We start from the raw sequence: 22039 nt of genomic DNA, 5'->3' as shown, positions 1-22039 counted from the left end.
AAAATATGAAAAAGTTGGTGCTGTTTATACCATTGGTATTGTTTTTGGGGATGGGAGTTTTTCTATATCAAGGGTTATTCTTAAATCCGCAAAAGCTGGATTCAGCACTAGAAGGAAAGCCGGTACCGGCTTTCCAACTTGAACGTCTCGAGACGCCAGGTGAAATACTAACGGAAGCGGATTTAAAAGGTGAAGTGTCATTAATCAATGTATGGGCAACGTGGTGCCCAGCTTGTAAATATGAACACCCATATTTAATGATGCTAGCCCGTCAGGATATTTTACCGATTTATGGTATTAACTATCGTGACGAGCGTGGACCAGCTATCAGAGAATTAAGCCGTGAAGGTGATCCTTATGCGATTAACATTTTTGATAAAGATGGCCGTTTAGGTTTAGACCTTGGCGTATATGGCGCACCAGAAAGTTTTATTGTTGATCATAACGGTATTATCCGTTTTCGCTATGCAGGTCCGATTGATCGCAATGTTTGGAGTGAAACGCTTTACCCAATGATTCAACAATTACAAGCTGAAGCTAAGCAAGACGGAGTATAGGAATGAAAACATTAAAAATACTTGCTGGGTTTGTGGCAAGTTTAGTTTTGGCTTTCAATGTTATGGCAACTCCAGTAGATACTTATGAATTTAAATCTACGGATAATCAAAAGCGAGCATTAAGCTTAGCGCATGAATTGCGTTGTCCACAGTGTCAGAATCAAAACTTAATTGATTCTAACTCTCCTGTTGCTCAGGACTTAAGACTTGAAGTCTACACAATGGTAGATGAAGGTAAAAGTGATGCTGAAATCGTTGATTTCATGACAAGCCGTTATGGTGACTTTGTACTATATAAGCCAAGATTAGATCCAAAGACCTATATTTTATGGCTTGGGCCATTTGTATTAATGCTGATCGCACTTTATGTTGCATTGGTTGTGGTTCGTAAACAGCGTGGTAAATCAACAGCTGCTCCGGAAATGTCTGAAGCAGAAAGAGAAGAACTCGAGGCGCTGCTAAAAAGCAAACCAAGTGAAGGTGAAAAATCATGAAAGCCGTGATTAAAGCACTCGTGTTAAGTGCATTAGTCGTAACGGGTATTGTTAATGCTTATCCTGGAATGGAAAAGCAACAACAGCATGTTAGTAATTCAACTTTAGATAAAATCAATGTACTTGAGAATCCTTTTCCAATTGCACACATAGGTTTTAGTGATGCAGAAGGTAAAGAAGTCGATTTTGAAGCACATAAAGGTAAAGTCGTTATCGTCAACATGTGGGCGACGTGGTGCCCACCTTGTGTAAGAGAGCTACCAGCTCTAGACCGATTAGAGCAAAGTCTAAGTAAAGATGAATTTGTCCTTATGCCAATCTCGATCGATGCTGAAGGTACAAAACAAGTTAGTCCATTCTTAGAGTCAATTGGTCTAGCGTCGTTTAACTCTTATTACGATCCAAGACAAAACCTACGTGAAGTGTTTCCACTAGACACAATACCAGCGACCTTTATCTTGAATAAAGAAGGAGAGCTTGTCGCTTACGTTAGAACTTATGTTGATTGGGATGATAAAAACGCTATCGCTTTTTTAGAGCAGTTCCAGTAATACATATATAGAAGACAAACTACAAAGCTAAGTATTGCGTTTAAATTAAGCAAAATTACGCAGGATTGATTAAAAAAGATCGCTTTTGATGAAAAACTCATCAAGCGATCTTTTTTGCGTTTTAATTACAAAAAGCCCTTGCACGGTTTCATAATCTCCCTATAATGCGCATCCACTGACACTGCAACAGGCACTAGCCAACACTGAGTCAGCTTGATTTGAAGCGGTTTTAACCACCTTAAATCAACGGCGAAAAGAAGTTTGAAAAAACACTTGACGCTGACAACGGGAAGTGTAGAATACGCATCCCTGACCAACACGGTCAACGCTCTTTAACAATCAAACAAGTAAATCTGTGTGGACACTCACAGGTGTTGAGTTAATCGAAATTGCTCACTCTTTCTCGTAAAGAATGCAGCAATCAAAATTATTATCAATATTTTCTGAATCACGTAAGTGATGAGTGTTCATAGCAATATGTAACAAACAGGATGTAGATTCTTCCGAGTCTACATAATGTAATCAGAATTCATTGAGCCGAGACTTAGTCTCAAAAAACTTTAATTGAAGAGTTTGATCATGGCTCAGATTGAACGCTGGCGGCAGGCCTAACACATGCAAGTCGAGCGGTAACAGAAAGTAGCTTGCTACTTTGCTGACGAGCGGCGGACGGGTGAGTAATGCCTAGGGATCTGCCCAGTCGAGGGGGATAACAGTTGGAAACGACTGCTAATACCGCATACGCCCTACGGGGGAAAGGAGGGGACCTTCGGGCCTTTCGCGATTGGATGAACCTAGGTGGGATTAGCTAGTTGGTAAGGTAATGGCTTACCAAGGCGACGATCCCTAGCTGTTCTGAGAGGATGATCAGCCACACTGGGACTGAGACACGGCCCAGACTCCTACGGGAGGCAGCAGTGGGGAATATTGCACAATGGGGAAACCCTGATGCAGCCATGCCGCGTGTGTGAAGAAGGCCTTCGGGTTGTAAAGCACTTTCAGTAGGGAGGAAAGGTAGCAGCTTAATACGTTGTTACTGTGACGTTACCTACAGAAGAAGGACCGGCTAACTTCGTGCCAGCAGCCGCGGTAATACGAGGGGTCCAAGCGTTAATCGGAATTACTGGGCGTAAAGCGTACGCAGGCGGTTCATTAAGCCAGATGTGAAATCCCCGGGCTCAACCTGGGAATTGCATTTGGAACTGGTGAACTAGAGTCTTGTAGAGGGGGTAGAATTTCAGGTGTAGCGGTGAAATGCGTAGAGATCTGAAGGAATACCGGTGGCGAAGGCGGCCCCCTGGACAAAGACTGACGCTCATGTACGAAAGCGTGGGGAGCAAACAGGATTAGATACCCTGGTAGTCCACGCCGTAAACGATGTCTACTCGGAGTTTGGTGCCTTGAGCACTGGGCTCCCAAGCTAACGCATTAAGTAGACCGCCTGGGGAGTACGGCCGCAAGGTTAAAACTCAAATGAATTGACGGGGGCCCGCACAAGCGGTGGAGCATGTGGTTTAATTCGATGCAACGCGAAGAACCTTACCTACTCTTGACATCCAGAGAACTTTCCAGAGATGGATTGGTGCCTTCGGGAACTCTGAGACAGGTGCTGCATGGCTGTCGTCAGCTCGTGTTGTGAAATGTTGGGTTAAGTCCCGCAACGAGCGCAACCCCTATCCTTATTTGCCAGCGCGTAATGGCGGGAACTCTAGGGAGACTGCCGGTGATAAACCGGAGGAAGGTGGGGACGACGTCAAGTCATCATGGCCCTTACGAGTAGGGCTACACACGTGCTACAATGGCGAGTACAGAGGGTTGCAAAGCCGCAAGGTCTAGCTAATCTCATAAAGCTCGTCGTAGTCCGGATTGGAGTCTGCAACTCGACTCCATGAAGTCGGAATCGCTAGTAATCGTAGATCAGAATGCTACGGTGAATACGTTCCCGGGCCTTGTACACACCGCCCGTCACACCATGGGAGTGGGCTGCACCAGAAGTAGATAGTCTAACCTTCGGGAGGACGTTTACCACGGTGTGGTTCATGACTGGGGTGAAGTCGTAACAAGGTAGCCCTAGGGGAACCTGGGGCTGGATCACCTCCTTACCTATACGACTAACTTGATGTTTGTTGAGTGTTCACACAGATTGCTTGTTACTCCTTTATGGAGTTGAGCGAAATGCGCCGCCAGCCGGTTAGCATTGTTCTTTAACAATTTGGAAAGCTGATAGTATTTAATTGCATGAGTCTGTCATGTTAATTAATACAAATCGTATTATTGGGAAGTTAATCCCTTTTCAGTAATACATTGAGTTCTCAAAACACTTTATTAAGTGTCTTGAATATTCTAAAAACTAAGGCGAATTTGTGTAGTGTTAATTCACATGCAAATTATGTAATAAACCAGCTAGTTACGGTACAACTTGAGTTTCTTTGAAACTTATTTGGGTTGTATGGTTAAGTGACTAAGCGTATACGGTGGATGCCTTGGCAGTCAGAGGCGATGAAGGACGTAGTAACTTGCGAAAAGCGTTGGCGAGCTAGTAACAAGCATTTGAGCTAACGATGTCCGAATGGGGAAACCCGGCCACATAAGTGGTCATCATACAGTGAATACATAGCTGTATGAGGCGAACTCGGGGAACTGAAACATCTAAGTACCCGAAGGAAAAGAAATCAACCGAGATTCCCCTAGTAGCGGCGAGCGAACGGGGATTAGCCCTTAAGTCTATGGGGTGTTAGTGGAATGTGTTGGAAAGCACAGCGGCACAGGGTGATAGCCCCGTACACGAAAACTAACCATAGATGAAATCGAGTAAGGCGGGACACGTGACATCCTGTTTGAATATGGGGGGACCATCCTCCAAGGCTAAATACTCCTGACTGACCGATAGTGAACCAGTACCGTGAGGGAAAGGCGAAAAGAACCCCTGTGAGGGGAGTGAAATAGAACCTGAAACCGTATACGTACAAGCAGTGGGAGCGGTTCTTGAGACCGTGACTGCGTACCTTTTGTATAATGGGTCAGCGACTTACGTTTTGTAGCGAGGTTAAGCGAATAGCGGAGCCGTAGGGAAACCGAGTGTTAACTGCGCGTTTAGTTGCAAGGCGTAGACCCGAAACCGAGTGATCTAGCCATGGGCAGGTTGAAGGTTGAGTAACATCAACTGGAGGACCGAACCGACTAATGTTGAAAAATTAGCGGATGACTTGTGGCTGGGGGTGAAAGGCCAATCAAACTCGGAGATATCTGGTTCTCCTCGAAAGCTATTTAGGTAGCGCCTCGAGCGAATACCACTGGGGGTAGAGCACTGTTAAGGCTAGGGGTCATCCCGACTTACCAACCCTTTGCAAACTCCGAATACCAGTGAGTACTACTCGGGAGACAGACGGCGGGTGCTAACGTCCGTCGTCAAAAGGGAAACAACCCAGACCATCAGCTAAGGTCCCAAAGTTATTGCTAAGTGGGAAACGATGTGGGAAGGCTTAGACAGCTAGGATGTTGGCTTAGAAGCAGCCATCATTTAAAGAAAGCGTAATAGCTCACTAGTCGAGTCGGCCTGCGCGGAAGATTTAACGGGGCTAAGCAATACACCGAAGCTATGGGTTTGCTCTTAGGAGCAAGCGGTAGAGGAGCGTTCTGTAAGCGGTTGAAGGTGAAGGGGTAACCCACACTGGACGTATCAGAAGTGCGAATGCTGACATGAGTAACGATAATGGGGGTGAAAAACCCCCACGCCGAAAGACCAAGGGTTCCTGTCCAACGTTAATCGGGGCAGGGTGAGTCGACCCCTAAGGCGAGGCTGAAAGGCGTAGTCGATGGGAAACAGGTCAATATTCCTGTACTTTTGCTAACTGCGATGGAGAGACGGAGAAGGCTAGGCTAGCGCGGCGTTGGTTGTCCGCGTTTAAGGTTGTAGGCTGTTCACTTAGGCAAATCCGGGTGAACATTAGGCTGAGAGCTGATGACGAGCCGCTAAGGCGGTGAAGTAGTTGATGCCATGCTTCCAGGAAAATCTTCTAAGCTTCAGGTTAGTAGGAATCGTACCCCAAACCGACACAGGTGGTCGGGTAGAGAATACCAAGGCGCTTGAGAGAACTCGGCTGAAGGAACTAGGCAAAATGGTACCGTAACTTCGGGAGAAGGTACGCTCCTGACGGTGATGAGACTTGCTCTCTAAGCTGTTGGGAGTCGCAGATACCAGGTGGCTGCAACTGTTTATCAAAAACACAGTACTGTGCAAAATCGCAAGATGACGTATACGGTATGACGCCTGCCCGGTGCTTGAAGGTTAATTGATTGGGTTATCTTCGGAGAAGCTCATGATCGAAGCCCAAGTAAACGGCGGCCGTAACTATAACGGTCCTAAGGTAGCGAAATTCCTTGTCGGGTAAGTTCCGACCTGCACGAATGGCGTAATGATGGCCACGCTGTCTCCAGCCGAGACTCAGTGAAGTTGAAATTGCGGTGAAGATGCCGTATACCCGCGGCTAGACGGAAAGACCCCGTGAACCTTTACTATAGCTTGGCACTGAACATTGAACCTACATGTGTAGGATAGGTGGGAGACTTTGAAGCTCAATCGCTAGATGGAGTGGAGTCAATCTTGAAATACCACCCTTGTAGTTTTGATGTTCTAACCGCGGCCCCTAATCGGGGTTCGGGACAGTGCCTGGTGGGTAGTTTGACTGGGGCGGTCTCCTCCCAAAGAGTAACGGAGGAGCACGAAGGTTGGCTAAGTACGGTCGGACATCGTACGGTTAGTGCAATGGCATAAGCCAGCTTAACTGCGAGACATACACGTCGAGCAGGTACGAAAGTAGGTCATAGTGATCCGGTGGTTCTGTATGGAAGGGCCATCGCTCAACGGATAAAAGGTACTCCGGGGATAACAGGCTGATACCGCCCAAGAGTTCATATCGACGGCGGTGTTTGGCACCTCGATGTCGGCTCATCACATCCTGGGGCTGAAGTCGGTCCCAAGGGTATGGCTGTTCGCCATTTAAAGTGGTACGCGAGCTGGGTTCAGAACGTCGTGAGACAGTTCGGTCCCTATCTGCCGTGGGCGTTGGATGATTGAAGGAAGCTGCTCCTAGTACGAGAGGACCGGAGTGGACGAACCGCTGGTGTTCGGGTTGTTATGCCAATAGCATTGCCCGGTAGCTACGTTCGGAATCGATAACCGCTGAAAGCATCTAAGCGGGAAGCGAGTCCTAAGATGAGTCATCCCTAGGAATTTAATTCCTCTAAAGAGCCGTTCGAGACTAGGACGTTGATAGGCAGGGTGTGTAAGCGTTGTGAGGCGTTGAGCTAACCTGTACTAATGACTCGTGAGGCTTAACCATACAACCCAGATGAGTTTTATCTGAGTTGATGGTAACTAGATTTATTACTTACTGTTGAAGGTAAGACTTAGTAAAGAATATAAAGCGCTTAATAAAGTTGAAAACTCAAAGAAACAAACAGCTTTCCGAATTTAGTTAATTGCGATAAGCGATTAACACCCGAATTTGCTTGGTGACAATAGCATTGTGGTCCCACCTGATCCCATCCCGAACTCAGTAGTGAAACGCAATCGCGCCGATGATAGTGTGGGGTCTCCCCATGTGAAAGTAGGTCATCGCCAAGCGCCTAATTTCTCTTTTAAGAGAGCAGATAGCCCGTTACTCACGTAATGGGCTTTTTTGTGTCTGTAATTTAAGATAAACATGCTCAGAAACGAAGCTAAAGCTCAATTTTAGACACGTCAACAGCTGATAGTGTGGACGATATGCCTACATGAAAATGCGTTATTGCCAAGCGCCTAATTTCTCTTTTAAGAGAGCTGATAGCCCGTTACTTACGTAACGGGCTTCTTGTGTGTGTAATTTAAGATATACATGTTCAGAAACGAAGCTGAAGCTTTAGTTTAGACACATCAACTGCTGATAGTGTGATTGATATGCCCATGTGAAAAAAGCTCATTGCTAAGCGCCTAATTTCTCTTTTAAGAGAGCTGATAGCCCGTTACTCACGTAACGGTTATTTTGTGTCTGAATGTTAAGTGAATTGAGTGCAGCGAAAGACAGTGTGGACGATATGCCCATGTGTAAGAAGCTCATCGCCAAGCGCCTAGTTTCTCTTTAAGAGAGCAGATAGCCCGTTACTCAAGTAACGGGTTTTTTTGTGTCTGTAATTTAAGATAAATATGTCCAGAGACGAAGCTAGAACATGTTTAGACACATCAACTGCGCACAGTGTGGACGATATGTTCATGTGCAACAGGAAATCCACATGATTATTTAATAACAAAAGATTTTTGAAACTTATCTACAGGTATAAAGCGGTTGGTCTTATTAGGCTTATAAATTGATTAGAATTGGTTTGGTTTTCCATGAAAAATTCATCGGTGAAGGCATTAGCGATATATAGACCTTCATTTTATTGATGAGTTAGAGTTGTTTACACAATCGGGATTAACCTTATTGGTTTTTTGAGTTTGAGGTTTGTTATTTAGCTCATTGATGATTGCTTTGATAAGACTAATACCATTTAGTGATTGATGTTTATCGCTAGTCAGTTATCTTGATAGGCAATTGATATGGATAGTTTAACAACACATTACTAAAAGCTTCTAGGGACACAAATGAAATTAGAAATGATATGTACTGGTGAAGAGGTGTTATCTGGCCAGATTATTGATACCAATGCAGCGTGGGTAGCCAACACGCTAATGGAGTTAGGTATTGAAACACATCATCGGATTACTGTGGGCGATCGTTTAGAAGATCTTAGAGATGCCTTTATTGAAAGAAGCCACCATGCCGATGTGATTATCGTTAATGGTGGGCTAGGCCCAACAAGTGACGATATGTCTGCTGAAGCGATGGCGCTAGCTAAGGGCGAGTCGTTGATTGAAAACGAGGAGTGGCGAGATCGATTGATTAGCTGGTTTAGTAAAAATAATCGTCAGATGGCTAAGAGTAATTTAAAACAAGCTTTATTACCTGAATCGGCTGTTATGGTTGATAACCCAGTAGGTACAGCATGCGGTTTTCGTGTAAAGCTTAATAAAGCTTGGTTGTTTTTTACGCCTGGTGTGCCCTTTGAACTAAAGCACATGATTAAAGACCAGTTTATTCCTTTCATTAAATCTGAGTTCGGAATTAGTGAAAATACAGCATTGAAGAAGTTACTGACCATTGGTCATGGGGAGTCTTCTTTAGCTGATAATTTAGCAGAATTAACATTACCGGCAGGGATTACCCTAGGCTACCGTTCGTCAATGCCACACATAGAAATTAAGATATTCGCTCGCGGTGACAAGGCAATTAATCAATTGGCTGAAGTGACGAAAGCAATTAAATCAATTTTAGGGATTGCGATTGTAGCTGAAGATCGTCCAACACTTGCTGCTGAGATACATCATCGACTTTTCCAATCTGGTTTTAGCTTAAGCTTGGCAGAGTCGTGCACTGGGGGAATGTTAACAAGTCAGCTAATCGATTTTCCTGGTAGCTCGTCGTATCTACATCATGGTTTAGTGACTTATAGTAACGAATCTAAGGTAAAAGTATTAGGGGTGAATCCACAGATCCTCGATGATCATGGCGCGGTTTCTATTGCTACTGTTGAAGCTATGGCCAGGGGCGCACGTGAAATATTAGATAGTGATTTTGCACTTTCAACAAGTGGTATTGCAGGTCCAGATGGTGGTACTGAAGATAAGCCTGTTGGTACCGTAGCGATTGCATTAGCGACTAAACATGTTGTGTATAGTCAAATGGTTAAAATCCCTAACCGATCAAGACAGTTAGTACGAAGTCTTAGTGCCGCTATAGCCTATGATATGCTACGTAGAGCATTGCTAGGTGAAGCTGTAATCGTTGATTATCCTTCGATAACCAGATTTGCTAAGTAATTAAAATAGTCAAGTGAGCTAGTTTTACTGAGACTGGCTTACTTTGTTAGCATTTAAATTACTAAAACTCTACTGTTGTCACTACGTCATATAAATCTATTTGATGTTGATTCATACCGTTTTTGTCTAAATGTTTAGGTACTTTTAGTAAGCTAATTTTGTTACTAACTTGTACCACTTCCAGATGAATAGGTTCATCTGGTGGCATCAATGTCGATAAAACAGAGTTGGCCAAGGTGATATTTTTGAGCTTAATATGCTGAAAGATATCTCCTTTAGCAACACCATGTAATTTTCCAATATTGATGGTGATATAGGCATCATCTCGATTAATGACAATGGCTTTAGTCGCCTCGCATTTTAGAGTTTGATTAATCTCTTGTGAGACTTTGAACAAGGTATTGACGATTGTTTTCCCATATTCACTGCGCCAAAATAAGCTGTTCGCCAAATCTACGCGACTGTATGAGTCAAAGCTCCAACCACCTTCACCGTGATATTCTTCTTCAAGTAATATACTGTTACTGATCCTGTCATACATAAATACTTTTATCGTGAAGTTACGCTTGGGGTAAACAGTATCGACAAGTAAGTTGGATTTTTTTCGTTGTATAAACTGATATCTCGAATATAACCAAATACTAAATATTGGCTTTGATATTGGCTATTTAAGGCTTCAGAGATACCTTGTATGGTTTCTAAATTAATTGTATCCATCGTTGTAATTGGCTTATATACCATTTGTGGGATCATTTCTTCGACGAATACGTTTGGTTGATGGGTTAATTCATTTTTAAACCTCGAACCAATATGAAAGGGGAGATTTGAAATATCGCCAGCTGAGGCCTGTGAAGGTGTGAGTAATGGAAATTGAGCAACAATGAGCTGTTTGAGGTAACGATCTTCAATGCAGTTAGATTTTGACTCTAAACTGACTTTTAGATTGATGGTGAGCTTACCTCCTTCTATAGATTCATTAAGAATGACAATTTCACTAATGTGGTGTTGTGACAGAACGTTGCTTTGACTGCTCGTTAAAATGCCATCCCTAACGGTATTTTCAATGCTGATGAAACTACTTGCTTGTAATGACGCATTCTCAATTGCTTTTTCAACAACCAATTTGCGCACATCATTATAATCATCGTTACCTATGGGATACGATGCTTGTCCAACGTACCACTGTGCCATACTGACAGAAGGGAATACTGCCAGTAAACATAGCCATAAAAACCGTTTCATTGACTATCCGAATACGTTAAGTAGCTTGCTAATCAAAGAAGGATCTTGGTTATCTTGTTGCTCACCTTTACCGCTAACTTCAATAACAGTGTTTCCAACCATACTGGAGTTAATTGAATGATCTGACGCAATATCAGTCACCCTAATTTCACCTGAAAAACGCACATATTCATCGCCTTTATTCAATTTTATCCACTTTTCTCCGGCAACGATTAAGTTTCCATTGGCAAGTTTTTCCCTTACTGCAACGGTAATCGTTCCAGTGAGTGAGTTATTGTGGTTACTTGCAGATGAACTATCAAAGCTTTTATCTTGCGAATAATCCGCGCTGAGGTTGTCTTCATTGATATTGATATTACCAGCAGTGATATTGGGTGACAGATCAAACTCATTAGAGCTATCACGCTTGTAGCTGATGGATTTTTTGGACGTTAGCTCTTCATTGAGCCTTATCAAAATCATGTCGCCAATTTCGTAACGATTGTTGTTTTGATAAATATTGTAGACATTATCAGGATTAAAAATTGAACCTGTTATCTGCTGAGCTTGTTGAATGTTGTTGTTCCTAACAGGTCGGTAATTTGGATCGCCTTTCATCACTTCATCAGAAGGTTCAACAACATTTACAGTCGTGTTTTCTTTGTTAGGGATTTTTATTTCAGCTACTTCAGTTGTCGTGCAGCCTGAAATAGTGAATAAAAATAAAACAATAAGCAGGAGAAGTTTCATTTTTAAATATCTAAATTTATTTAGTGGTTATTTAAATTGTATCTTTAATATCCTATATAGATCTATGCCCTGCACAGTTTCTTCACTCTCTTTACGCAATTTTACCTAATTACGTATTATTTGTTTTTAATAATTGTTATATATTGTATTGGTAAAGTTTTTAGCTTGTTTTTATTATTGCTTTGTTTGGAACTTGTTGTTGTTTTAATTGGTGGTATCAATTTTTATAGGGCGACATATTTATTCCATTTACGTATCAAAGGGTGAAAAATAAATGCTGTAAATTTTAAATGGCATTATCTTTGTTTTAATAAATGCTTAATTATATTTGCAAGGATATTTTTATTTGTACTTTACAATAAGCCATGGGACTATAATAAACTCAACAGATAAATATATTATTTACTCTCAATTCATTCGGATTATAACATATGACTGAAAGTCAATCTGCTCTTACTGTTAATGAGGCTATCGACAACCTAGGCAATAAAGTCGATACGAGCATTTTTCAGCTCAATGGTAATAGTGAGCAGAATCAGTTTAGTCGTATCTTAAATGAGGCGAACCAAATTAGTGATACCTCTGCTGCAGCAACTTCGCTAATAAAGGCTTCTGAAACGTTTTCACTAGACACCCTTCAGCAACAGATGCTTGCTAGTACAGGTTTAGATAATGAGACGATACTTTCGTTGAGTATGTCTGATGACATGGTAAGCGAAATGCAACAGGGTTTATTATCATCACTGCAAACAAGTATTGTCGAAAGCGCTCTAACACAAGCTATCAGTGCAAATTCGGTTAATATTGAAGATGGAGTAGCAATTAATACTTCCACTGATAATATTGTTGGTGCTCAATCATCAGAAAATGAAAGCCTTGTGGATGATGTGTATTACTATTCATTTGGTGAGGATGGTTTTGATAGTAAAGATGTAATAGATTCTATTAATATTCTACATCACACACCAATTTTATCTTATATATACCAAGAAACAACGGGCGATAAAATAAGCCCAGCTTCAACCTTGGCAGGTAGTTTATTATATTCAGATTATGTTGGCGTAGGTTCGACAGCAATAAAATTAGCAATGGAATATTTTACTGAAAGTAATCCTGAAATGAATATTACTGATGTTGGCGATTTACTTTCAAATAATAATGACGAATTGACTGAAAGTGAGGTTGGTCATTCCCTTTAGCGTTATTTATAGGCTGTTAAAAAATCAAATCCATTTTAAATCTTACCCAATGAGTATTGAATGAAATTATTAATTGTTTTGTTGTGCTGGTTATTAGCAGGCTGTGAGGTCTTGCAAAGTAATTATGAACCTTATCAGCCCACAGAATTTCCAGTATTAAACGCTGTTGGTTATGCCCCAATTGATCAACAACCAGCAGAGTTAAAGTCAGAACAAATTTTAATGGCGATGGAAGCTTCAAAAATTTTGGCTTATCGAGAGTTAGCTGAACAAGTCTATGGGTTACAGTTGAATTCCAACACGTCAGTGCAAGGAGCAAGCCTTAATAGTATTGCGACTAAAATCAAAGTCTCTGGAGTAATAAAAGGTGCGAAAGTCATTAAGACCTATCCTGTGGATGGATTTTACGTTACTGAATTAGAGTTAGATTTTAAGTTAGTGCGTGATTTGTATATGCAGTCTGAAAACCCAGTGCATAGTAACACCTTGATTGTAGAGCCCGTTAAGAACTTTTAATGGCAATCGGTAACGCTAATAAAAAAGCGCCTTGCGGCGCTTTTTTATCTAAAATTTTATGACTATCTTGCCTCTTTCAACTTCAATTGCTTTAGTCATCGATGCCATCAATGCTTGATTACTATCCTTGGTGTCCAGCACATAAACAGGTTGGGACTCTAAAAGGTTCTTAGAAACATCATCAATTGTGGCGTAATGGGTTTTAGCATTTGCTCAATATCTGCGGGTTCGGATTTCACACTGACCAAGTCAAGCTTCTTTAAAAAGATACTTTTGGTCTCTACATCGTACCAAGGCTCAGCCTCAAATGTGGTTTCCATATCAGCAGCAATTGATTTAAAGGGGTTTTTAACCGCCATTTTGGTAATTGCAGTTACGGAAATAGTGTTAGGCTTACGACCTAACTCAACTTCCATATCATTGAGCTTTAACTGCAATCCAAAAACTTGATTCCCTTGTGAAACCTCATAATGCATTTCATTATTGAGGTAATCTTCAACTTCAGATTCAGAGATGCTGTACTGACTAGCACAGCCAGTCAGAAGCAGCATTAAGCAAGCTAAACATATTTTAAATAATGGCATTATCCTGTGTTTCTCATCCCTGCGGCAACACCCGCAATTGTCAGCATTAGCGCAAGCTCAACTTGTTTCGATGCTTGCTCCTCATTACGTGTACGACTCAGAAGTTCCGCTTGTAGAAAGTTCAGTGGGTCAATATACGGATTACGTAGCTTGACTGACTCTCTGTTCCACGGAGTGTGGGACATTAGCTCTTCTGATTCAGTAAGCGACAATACCGCTTCTGTGCCTAATTGTAGACTTTCACGCAGCTTTTTACCTAAATGATGCAAGTTTTCTGGCACTAAGGTGCTTTCATAGTATCGAGCAAGATTAGGTTCGGCTTTCATGTATACCATTTCAAGCATAGAGATACGGGTTTCAAAGAATGGCCATTCTTGTTCCATTTTCTTCAGCAGTGCTGACTCCCACGTTCATTGGCAGCTTTAAGTGCCTCTCCTGAGCCAAGCCAAGCTGGTAGCATTAAACGGTTTTGTGACCATGCAAAAATCCACGGAATGGCACGGAGACTTTCGATGCCACCATCGACACGTCTTTTAGCTGGACGGCTGCCCAGTGGAAGTTTGCCTAACTCCACCTCTGGAGTTGCTGCTCTAAAGTACGCGACGAAGTCTGGTTCTTCACGCACGATACCACGATACGCTTTTACTGAATCATCAGCGATACGTTGCATGCAATCTCGCCAAGCTTGTTTAGGCTCTGGAGGTGGCAATAAAGTCGCTTCCATAACTGCAGAGGTATATAGAGCTAAACTCTGAACCGCTACTTTTGGAAGGCCAAACTTAAATCGAATCATCTCACCTTGTTCAGTGACTCGAATCCGACCATCTACTGAGCCTGGTGGCTGCGATAAAATAGCCTTATGAGCTGGCCCGCCGCCACGGCCAATTGAGCCACCACGACCGTGGAAAAGCATTAATTTGACGTCTGCATTCTTACAAACGGCAACGAGTTGCTCTTGGGCGTGATATTGCGCCCATGCGGCAGCCATTACGCCAGCATCTTTAGCAGAATCTGAATAGCCAATCATGACTTCCTGCATACCTTTTGTATATCCACGGTACCAGTCGATATTGAGCAGTTGTGTCATACAGTCAGCAGCGGTATTTAAATCACTCAAAGTCTCAAATAGTGGCACAACACGCATTGGGTGTTGGCAGCCAGTTTCTTTGAGTAATAGTAACACTGCAAGTACATCCGATGGCTTACTGGCCATTGAGATTACGTAAGAACCTAGTGCAGTAGCAGGTTGAGAGGCGACTAATTTACAGGTATTGATGACTTCTTCCACGTCGGCTGACGGTTGCCAATCAGCAGGGATAAGCGGCCGACGACTGGTAAGCTCTCTTAATAGGAAAGCTTGTTTTTCGCTTTCATCCCAATGATCATAATCGCCCATACCGAGGTAACGAGTTAATTCGGCAATCACATCGCTATGTCGTTCAGCATCTTGGCGAATGTCGAGACGTAGCATATGAATGCCAAAGCATGCTAAACGACGTAAGATATCGAGCAGCAGTCCATTAGCAATTAAGCGCATGCCAGATTCTGATAAGCTTCGGTATAATAATTCAAGAGGTTGTTTTAAATCATCTAATTGCCATACAACATCGTCATAGTTCAGGTCAATTTGCTGACCTTCTAGGCGGGCATTGAGGTAATCAATTGTATTGCGTAGTTTATGACGAAGTTGTCTTAGTACGTCTCTATAGGGTTCTTTACTGTCTGGCAGCTGCGCTTTAAGTTCAGCATTAGCTTCTTCCATGGATAATTCATTCACCAAAGAAACGATATCTTTTAAATATAATCTGGCTGCTGCATGGCGATTACGGAGTAATACTTCCTCGGTGACTTTTGAGGTCACAAATGGGTTACCATCTCGATCCCCGCCCATCCAACTAGAAAATCTAACAGGACAAATATCAGCGGGAATTTGTTGACCCGTTTTTGACTCAACATGGTCATTGAGTTGTCTTAAAAAGTCTGGAACGGCTTGCCATAATGAGGCTTCAATGGTGCTTAGTCCCCAACGTGCTTCATCTACGGGAGTTGGGCGTTCATTTCTGATCTCGTTGGTGTGCCAAATCTGTGCAATAAGTTGACGTAACCTAAGGTGTGTTTGGCCTTTTTCTCGATCAGTGAGTTGCTGGTTTTCTTGCTCTGTTAAACAGTCGACAACAGCAGAGTATTTTTGAATGAGAGTACGACGAGATATTTCTGTAGGATGAGCAGTAAGGACTAAATCAATATCGAGGGTTTTTAAGCAGTCGATGACTTCTTGTTCATTGGCATTACTGTTTAGCATTCGTCCCAGTAACTGCTCGACAGGATCTGGTACACAGACAAGTTCATCACAGTTGCGACTTATGGTATGAAATTGCTCTGCAATATTGGCCAAGTTTAAAAATTGATTAAACGCTTTAGCAAATGGCACCAGTTCATTGTCAGGTAATGAATTGAGCAGAGCTAGCATTTGTTGTCTTGATTCGGCATCGCCTTGGCGAGACTCTTTGGCCAGAATACGAATTTGCTCTACTTTTTCAAGAAATGCATCACCAAGGTGATCGCGCATCGTATCACCTAAAATTTGCCCTAAGCTACTCACATTAGAACGTAAAGAAGCGTACATGTCGGCGGTTTGCTCTGCCATAATTACTCCATAAGTTTAACTTAATTAGCCGCTACCATTAATGGGCTACAGCTAGCACAATAGCTAGCTGTGAGGGGTTGGTCAATGGGTTATTTTAATAATTAATCATGCACCATGATTAATCGTTACTGATAGTGAAACTTATTACAACTATTTAATACAAGCCTGATAAATAAGCTTTTTCATTAACTCAACAGTGGGGGTTAAATATTCTAACCCTATGTATTCATCTGGCTGATGAGCTTGATTGATACTACCAGGGCCCATTACTAAGGTTTGGCAGCCCAATTGTTTTATATAAGGGGCTTCAGTTGCGTAATTAACAACCTCAGGCTCGGTATTAGCGATATCTGCAACCATTTTTGTCCAATAATCATCAAGTTTACCTGCAAATGACTCTGCTCCTGGGTAAAGCGTGGATATCTCAATACTGCCTGGGTATTGTTTGTTGATGTCTGCAAGATAATTAATCACCATCAACTCTAAATCAGCAAGCTCAATGCCAGGTAACGGGCGAATATCAAGATGTAAATCACAACAGCCACAAATACGGTTTGCTGCATCGCCGCCATGAACATGGCCAAAGTTCATCGTGGGGTAGGGAACACTAAATGCATCTTCACGGTAGTTTTCACTTAAATGCTGCTTGAGTTTCATCAGTTGACCGATGACTTGATGCATAATTTCAATCGCGTTTAAGCCACGAGCGGGGTCAGAAGAATGACCACTTCTACCAATCACTCTGATCCCTTGTGCTAAATGGCCTTTATGCATATATACCGGTTTTAAGCTGGTGGGTTCACCGATGATTGCATAGTCAGGCGCGATACTTTTTGAATCTGCAAACGCTTTAGCACCATTCATTGTGGTTTCTTCATCAGCGCTAGCAAAAATATGTAATGGACGTTTTATTTCATCAAGCGGTAACGACTTTAGCGCTTCCATAACTAAAGCAAAGAAGCCCTTCATATCGCAAGTACCTAACCCATACCAACGGTTATCTTTTTCTGTTAACTCAAAAGGGCTCTGACTCCAACGTCCTTCATCAAAAGGAACGGTGTCAGTGTGTCCAGCCAATAACAGGCCGCCACTGCCTGAGCCAATAGTTGCGATTAAGTTCTGTTTGCCTCGGCTGTCAGCCACGGTATGAACAGTGCAGTTAAAACCCATATCTGAAAACCAAGATTGAAGTAACTCAATAACTGCATGATTACTCATATCTTGCTCAGCTTCTAATGCACTGATCGAAGGGAGTGCAATTAGCTGTTTAAATGCATTTTTTAAATCTGGTAATGAATTCATAGCAACCTTTATAGTGCTTGCAATAAATATGTATTCATTATTATTGCATAATTAATTTATTGTGTTAGTCTAGCAAACAGCTAAGGCATTCACCATAACTTGATTAGATTAAAGATTATAAATATGTATTTAATTGCGATTCAATTCACTGTAACAGATCCCAAGGTAAACTATCTTCGACGATAGTTTTAATCTCGAGCACCCTGCTCATATACCGAATTATTTCTCTAGTTTACTGACCTAAAGACGACAATATAATGAAAAACATCGCAATAATTGGCGCTAGTGGCTATACCGGTGCACAAATCACCGCTTTAATTGATAACGATACTTCGCTTTCTATTCAAGGCCTTTATGTATCAGAAAACAGTCTTGATAAAGGAAAGGCACTTGCTGAGCTATACCCTGCATACCAGCAAATTAAGTTATCGTTATCCCCGCTAACGGCAGAAGCTAAGCAATCAATTGTAGAGGAAGCTGATGGCGTCGTGCTCGCGACTGATCATGCAGTAAGTTTAGAATTAGCTGCTTATTTTTATAAGCAAGGTTTAGCAGTTTTTGATTTAAGTGGTGCTTACCGTTTTGCTGATATCGAGCAGTACCCTAAATGGTATGGGTTTGAGCATACCCAGCAAGATGTTCTTGCTGAAGCCGTTTATGGCTTAGCAGAGTGGAATCATCAACAAATCGCTGACAGTAAAATGATTGCTGTTCCGGGCTGTTATCCAACAGCGTCATTAACTGCACTGAAACCTTTAACGCCATACCTAACTGATGCTTACCCTGTCATTAATGCAGTTAGTGGCGTTACTGGAGCGGGCAGAAAAGCTCAGCTTCATACTAGCTTTTGTGAAGTCAGCTTAACGCCGTATGGCGTATTAGGTCATCGTCACCAGCCTGAAATTGCCACTCATTTAGGGCAAGAAGTTATCTTTACTCCACACCTAGGTAACTTTAAACGGGGCATTTTAGCCACGATTACGGTTCAGTTAGCGAAAGGCACTACAGAAGCTGATATTGCTAAAGCTTATCAAGTTTACAATGACAGTCCGTTAGTTAGCGTTTTACAAAACCAATTCCCTAAGGTGGACGATGTTGTGAATACACCTAACTGCATTGTCGGTTGGAAGTATGATTCTCAAAGCAATTACTTGGTGGTTGCGAGTGCGATTGATAACTTAATGAAAGGTGCTGCAAGCCAAGGCCTGCAGTGCATTAAAATTCACTTTGGCCTATAACGGGGAATCATCATGTCACAGAGTAACCCAGTTATTGTACTAAAAGTTGGCGGTGCATTATTACAATCAGAATCAGGAATGGCTGAACTCATGGGCGTTGTTGCAAACATGGTGTCTGACGGCCAGAAAGTTATTTTTGTTCACGGCGGTGGATGTTTAGTCGATGAGCAATTAACTGCCAATGGTAAAGAAACCATTAAACTGGATGGTTTAAGAGTGACTCCCAGTGACCAAATTCCGATTGTCGTAGGTGCATTGGCGGGAACGTCAAACAAGTTATTACAGGCCGCTGCAATTAAGGCGGGTATTGTGGCCGTTGGTATGAGTTTAGCCGATGGTAATACCGTTGATGCAGTAGTTAAAAATGAAAATTTAGGCCTAGTGGGTGAGGTGACACCGAAAGATGCGAGTTACTTAACTTATTTATTATCACAAGGCTGGCTGCCAATTTGTAGTTCAATTGCTGTGTCAGCACAAGGTGACATGCTTAACGTTAATGCAGATCAAGCAGCAACGGCCTTAGCAAAGTTAGTGGCAGGTCAGTTAGTGCTTCTATCTGATGTACCGGGTGTATTAGATGGTAATGGCGAGTTAATTGATCAATTAAATCAACAACAAATTTCAGATTTAGTTCAGCAAGGCGTGATAGAAAAAGGAATGAAAGTCAAAGTCGAAGCGGCATTAGAAGTTGCTCAGTGGATGGGGAATCCGGTGCAAGTTGCATCTTGGAAACAGCCTCAACAATTAATTGCCTTATCAAACGGACAATCCGTTGGCACCCAAATTCAGCCATAGGAGTAACACACTAATGGAACATTTATTATCTATAAAAGATTTATCGCAAACAGAGTTACTTGATTTATTAGCGCTTGCTAAGAAGATTAAAGCAAATCCAGCTGATTATAACCAAGCCTTGGCAGGTAAAAGCGTGGTGATGTTGTTTGAGAAACCTTCTTTACGTACCAGAGTGAGTTTTGATATCGGCATTAATAAATTAGGTGGCCATTCAGTTTATTTAGATCAGCAAAATGGGGCCTTAGGTAAACGTGAGCCGGTTTCTGATTTTGCTACTAATATTTCTTGTTGGGCTGATGCGATTGTTGCCAGAACATTTTCTCATACGACTATCGCAGGGTTAGCTAAGCATGCTTCAGTGCCAGTGATTAATGCATTATGTAACTTATACCACCCATGCCAGGGCTTAGCTGATTTTCTGACATTATCTGAAAAGTTTGATGATATCAGTAACGTGAAATTAGCTTACTTAGGTGATGGTAATAATGTGACTCATTCATTGATGTATGGCGCTGCAATTTTAGGTGCCACTATGACTGTGGTTTGCCCGCCGGGTCATTTCCCTGATGGACAAGTGGTGTGTGAAGCACAAGCGTTAGCTGCAAAGCATGGCGGTAAGCTTATTTTAACCTCAGATATTAATGAAATGGGCCCGCAAGATGCGGTTTACACCGACACTTGGATATCTATGGGAGATAACACTTCAATGGAAGAGATTGAAGCCAAATTTAAACCTTACCAAGTCAATACAGCATTAATGACCCAAGTTGGTGCTAATTACTTCATGCATTGTTTACCTGCATATAGAGAAGTGGAAGCGACCGCAGAAATCGTTGACGGTGAAGGTTCACTTATTTTGCAACAAGCAGAAAACAGAATGCATGCACAAAATGCAGTACTGGTAACGCTATTAGGTTAAAAAAATACTTCGTCGATTGGCTTTAATACAGTAAGTGAATCGGCTTTACCCAGTTTATGTTAGGAAATATTAAAGATGTCTATTGAACAACAACCAAGCATTAAAAAAGTCGTATTAGCGTATTCAGGTGGATTGGACACTTCGGCCATTATCCCTTGGTTAAAAGAAACCTATGATAATTGTGAAATTGTTGCCTTTTGTGCCGACGTTGGTCAAGGCGATGCGGAGCTTGAAGGCTTACATGAAAAAGCCATAGCGTCAGGCGCTTCTGAATGTTACATCGTTGATTTAAAAGAAGAGCTGGTGGCCGACTATATCTACCCTACCATTGCAACAGGGGCGATTTATGAAGGAACTTACCTATTAGGTACGTCAATGGCACGCCCTATTATTGCTAAAGCGCAAGTTGAAGTTGCACGTAAAGTGGGTGCTGATGCGGTATGTCATGGATGTACAGGTAAAGGTAATGACCAAGTCCGTTTTGAAGGATGCTTTGCTGCGCTGGCACCAGACTTAAAAGTGATAGCGCCGTGGCGTGAATGGTCAATGGTAAGTCGTGAAGACTTGCTTGATTACTTAGCTGAAAGAAATATTGAGACAACAGCTTCTGCAACTAAAATTTATAGCCGTGATGCTAATGCTTGGCACATTTCACATGAAGGTGGTGAGTTAGAAGATCCTTGGAACGAGCCAAGTAAAGAAGTATGGACTATGACAGTTGCGCCAGAAGATGCGCCTAATACGCCAGAATACGTTGCACTAAATATAGAGAATGGTCGTGTGACTCACGTTGACGGTGTTGCGTTATCGCCATACGCAGCATTAATGCAATTAAACGAGGTTGCGGCGGCACACGGTGTGGGTCGTATTGATATAACCGAAAACCGTTTAGTGGGCATGAAATCTCGTGGTTGTTATGAAACGCCAGGTGGAACAGTGATGTTTGCTGGTCTTCGTGCGATAGAAGAGCTGGTATTAGATAAAACTAGTCGTGAATGGAGAGAGCAAGTTGGCGCTCAAATGGCCCACCTTGTGTATGACGGCCGTTGGTTTACCCCTTTATGTAATTCACTTTTAGCTGCATCTGAATCTTTAGCGGAATTAGTGAATGGTGAAGTGGTCGTTAAGTTATACAAAGGTCAAGCGAGTGTCGTGAAAAAGCGTTCTCCAAACAGCCTATATTCTGAAGAATTTGCCACATTTGGTGATGATGATGTTTATGATCAAAAAGATGCAGAAGGCTTTATCCGTCTTTATTCTTTATCAAGTCGCATCAGAGCACTTAATAGTAAGTAGACCTGTTAATTAATATGAAAAATAAACGGGGCAGCAAGCCCCGTTTTTGTAAACAGATAAGAATTGAAAAGAG

General features: G+C 42.1%; 14 protein-coding genes, 3 rRNA genes and 2 pseudogenes. 13 read left to right on the top strand and 6 right to left on the bottom strand.

Annotated features, from left to right (window positions below; translation table 11 throughout):
- Window positions 1-5 precede the first annotated feature (5 nt).
- The 7 genes from ACGEDC_RS07130 (at window position 6) to ACGEDC_RS07100 (ending at window position 9499) form a co-directional block, all read left to right on the top strand.
- The gene (locus ACGEDC_RS07130; protein WP_055026524.1) at window positions 6-557 is read left to right on the top strand and encodes a DsbE family thiol:disulfide interchange protein; all 552 of its coding nucleotides are present in this window, start codon (window positions 6-8) and stop codon (window positions 555-557) included.
- 2 nt (window positions 558-559) lie between these two features.
- The gene (nrfF, locus tag ACGEDC_RS07125) at window positions 560-1051 is read left to right on the top strand and encodes a heme lyase NrfEFG subunit NrfF (protein WP_055026525.1); all 492 of its coding nucleotides are present in this window, start codon (window positions 560-562) and stop codon (window positions 1049-1051) included.
- Window positions 1048-1602, top strand: a complete 555-nt coding sequence (locus ACGEDC_RS07120; RefSeq protein WP_055026526.1) for a TlpA disulfide reductase family protein — start codon at window positions 1048-1050, stop codon at window positions 1600-1602. Before nrfF ends, ACGEDC_RS07120 begins: the two co-directional genes overlap by 4 nt.
- A 561-nt stretch (window positions 1603-2163) precedes the next feature.
- Window positions 2164-3704, top strand: a 16S ribosomal RNA gene (locus ACGEDC_RS07115).
- 349 nt (window positions 3705-4053) lie between these two features.
- Window positions 4054-6944: ribosomal RNA gene (locus ACGEDC_RS07110) — 23S ribosomal RNA — on the top strand.
- 168 nt (window positions 6945-7112) lie between these two features.
- Window positions 7113-7228, top strand: a 5S ribosomal RNA gene (gene rrf / locus ACGEDC_RS07105).
- Together the 16S, 23S and 5S rRNA genes form the textbook arrangement of a ribosomal RNA operon.
- A gap of 996 nt (window positions 7229-8224) precedes the next feature.
- Window positions 8225-9499 (top strand): CinA family nicotinamide mononucleotide deamidase-related protein, encoded by a 1275-nt coding sequence (locus ACGEDC_RS07100; protein WP_394497380.1) that lies wholly within the window; start codon window positions 8225-8227, stop codon window positions 9497-9499.
- Window positions 9500-9560: 61 nt separating this feature from the next.
- Here ACGEDC_RS07100 and ACGEDC_RS07095 read toward each other — a convergent pair whose 3' ends face one another.
- Genes ACGEDC_RS07095 through ACGEDC_RS07085 form a run of 3 tightly spaced genes read right to left on the bottom strand, consistent with a single transcriptional unit; the run spans window position 9561 to window position 11470 of the window.
- Window positions 9561-10040: a hypothetical protein gene (locus tag ACGEDC_RS07095; protein WP_394497378.1), complete on the bottom strand. Its 480-nt coding sequence runs from the start codon at window positions 10038-10040 to the stop codon at window positions 9561-9563.
- Between the two features lie 8 nt (window positions 10041-10048).
- Window positions 10049-10741 carry a flagella assembly protein FlgT middle domain-containing protein gene (locus tag ACGEDC_RS07090; RefSeq protein WP_394497376.1) on the bottom strand — a complete coding sequence of 231 codons (693 nt, stop codon included), beginning with the start codon at window positions 10739-10741 and terminating at the stop codon, window positions 10049-10051.
- Between the two features lie 3 nt (window positions 10742-10744).
- Window positions 10745-11470 (bottom strand): flagellar basal body L-ring protein FlgH, encoded by a 726-nt coding sequence (locus tag ACGEDC_RS07085; RefSeq protein ID WP_119969274.1) that lies wholly within the window; start codon window positions 11468-11470, stop codon window positions 10745-10747.
- A gap of 431 nt (window positions 11471-11901) precedes the next feature.
- Between ACGEDC_RS07085 and ACGEDC_RS07080 the strand changes: the two genes are divergently transcribed.
- Both ACGEDC_RS07080 and ACGEDC_RS07075 read left to right on the top strand, forming a co-directional pair.
- A complete protein-coding gene (locus tag ACGEDC_RS07080) occupies window positions 11902-12669 on the top strand; it encodes a hypothetical protein (RefSeq protein WP_394497374.1) in 768 nt (255 codons plus the stop codon).
- A 60-nt stretch (window positions 12670-12729) separates the two neighbouring features.
- Window positions 12730-13185: an LPP20 family lipoprotein gene (locus ACGEDC_RS07075; protein WP_080917149.1), complete on the top strand. Its 456-nt coding sequence runs from the start codon at window positions 12730-12732 to the stop codon at window positions 13183-13185.
- Between the two features lie 48 nt (window positions 13186-13233).
- Here the strand turns inward: ACGEDC_RS07075 and ACGEDC_RS07070 are convergent.
- The 3 genes and pseudogenes from ACGEDC_RS07070 to argE form a co-directional block, all read right to left on the bottom strand.
- Window positions 13234-13661: pseudogene (locus ACGEDC_RS07070) on the bottom strand (DUF1439 domain-containing protein).
- A gap of 107 nt (window positions 13662-13768) precedes the next feature.
- Window positions 13769-16416, bottom strand: a pseudogene (gene ppc / locus ACGEDC_RS07065) (phosphoenolpyruvate carboxylase).
- 150 nt (window positions 16417-16566) lie between these two features.
- Entirely contained in the window at window positions 16567-17718 is a 1152-nt protein-coding gene (gene argE, locus ACGEDC_RS07060; RefSeq protein WP_394497371.1) for an acetylornithine deacetylase, read from the bottom strand.
- A gap of 257 nt (window positions 17719-17975) precedes the next feature.
- Between argE and argC the strand changes: the two genes are divergently transcribed.
- The 4 genes from argC to ACGEDC_RS07040 all read left to right on the top strand — a co-directional run bounded on the left by argC (window position 17976) and on the right by ACGEDC_RS07040 (window position 21966).
- Window positions 17976-18956: an N-acetyl-gamma-glutamyl-phosphate reductase gene (gene argC / locus ACGEDC_RS07055; protein ID WP_394497369.1), complete on the top strand. Its 981-nt coding sequence runs from the start codon at window positions 17976-17978 to the stop codon at window positions 18954-18956.
- Between the two features lie 12 nt (window positions 18957-18968).
- Window positions 18969-19751: an acetylglutamate kinase gene (argB, locus tag ACGEDC_RS07050; protein WP_394497367.1), complete on the top strand. Its 783-nt coding sequence runs from the start codon at window positions 18969-18971 to the stop codon at window positions 19749-19751.
- 13 nt (window positions 19752-19764) lie between these two features.
- Complete coding sequence (locus tag ACGEDC_RS07045; RefSeq protein WP_055026237.1) at window positions 19765-20670, top strand: ornithine carbamoyltransferase; 906 nt, start codon at window positions 19765-19767, stop codon at window positions 20668-20670.
- 75 nt (window positions 20671-20745) lie between these two features.
- Window positions 20746-21966, top strand: coding sequence for an argininosuccinate synthase (locus ACGEDC_RS07040; protein WP_055026236.1), 1221 nt, complete (start codon window positions 20746-20748; stop codon window positions 21964-21966).
- The last annotated feature ends 73 nt before the right edge of the window (window positions 21967-22039 follow it).

Source organism: Shewanella sp. ENK2 (assembly GCF_043568515.1).
In the GTDB taxonomy this organism is placed as follows: Bacteria; Pseudomonadota; Gammaproteobacteria; order Enterobacterales; family Shewanellaceae; genus Shewanella; species Shewanella japonica.
The sequence above is the reverse complement of the archived record's forward strand: the minus strand, read 5'-3'. Positions and strand labels throughout refer to the sequence as shown.

Bases quoted from the DNA above. Each gene is read 5' to 3' on its own strand.
- ACGEDC_RS07130 (WP_055026524.1), top strand. From the start codon at position 6: ATGAAAAAGTTGGTGCTGTTTATACCATTGGTATTGTTTTTGGGGATG.
- nrfF (WP_055026525.1), top strand. From the start codon at position 560: ATGAAAACATTAAAAATACTTGCTGGGTTTGTGGCAAGTTTAGTTTTG.
- ACGEDC_RS07120 (WP_055026526.1), top strand. From the start codon at position 1,048: ATGAAAGCCGTGATTAAAGCACTCGTGTTAAGTGCATTAGTCGTAACG.
- ACGEDC_RS07100 (WP_394497380.1), top strand. From the start codon at position 8,225: ATGAAATTAGAAATGATATGTACTGGTGAAGAGGTGTTATCTGGCCAG.
- ACGEDC_RS07095 (WP_394497378.1), bottom strand. From the start codon at position 10,040: ATGTATGACAGGATCAGTAACAGTATATTACTTGAAGAAGAATATCAC.
- ACGEDC_RS07090 (WP_394497376.1), bottom strand. From the start codon at position 10,741: ATGAAACGGTTTTTATGGCTATGTTTACTGGCAGTATTCCCTTCTGTC.
- ACGEDC_RS07085 (WP_119969274.1), bottom strand. From the start codon at position 11,470: ATGAAACTTCTCCTGCTTATTGTTTTATTTTTATTCACTATTTCAGGC.
- ACGEDC_RS07080 (WP_394497374.1), top strand. From the start codon at position 11,902: ATGACTGAAAGTCAATCTGCTCTTACTGTTAATGAGGCTATCGACAAC.
- ACGEDC_RS07075 (WP_080917149.1), top strand. From the start codon at position 12,730: ATGAAATTATTAATTGTTTTGTTGTGCTGGTTATTAGCAGGCTGTGAG.
- argE (WP_394497371.1), bottom strand. From the start codon at position 17,718: ATGAATTCATTACCAGATTTAAAAAATGCATTTAAACAGCTAATTGCA.
- argC (WP_394497369.1), top strand. From the start codon at position 17,976: ATGAAAAACATCGCAATAATTGGCGCTAGTGGCTATACCGGTGCACAA.
- argB (WP_394497367.1), top strand. From the start codon at position 18,969: ATGTCACAGAGTAACCCAGTTATTGTACTAAAAGTTGGCGGTGCATTA.
- ACGEDC_RS07045 (WP_055026237.1), top strand. From the start codon at position 19,765: ATGGAACATTTATTATCTATAAAAGATTTATCGCAAACAGAGTTACTT.
- ACGEDC_RS07040 (WP_055026236.1), top strand. From the start codon at position 20,746: ATGTCTATTGAACAACAACCAAGCATTAAAAAAGTCGTATTAGCGTAT.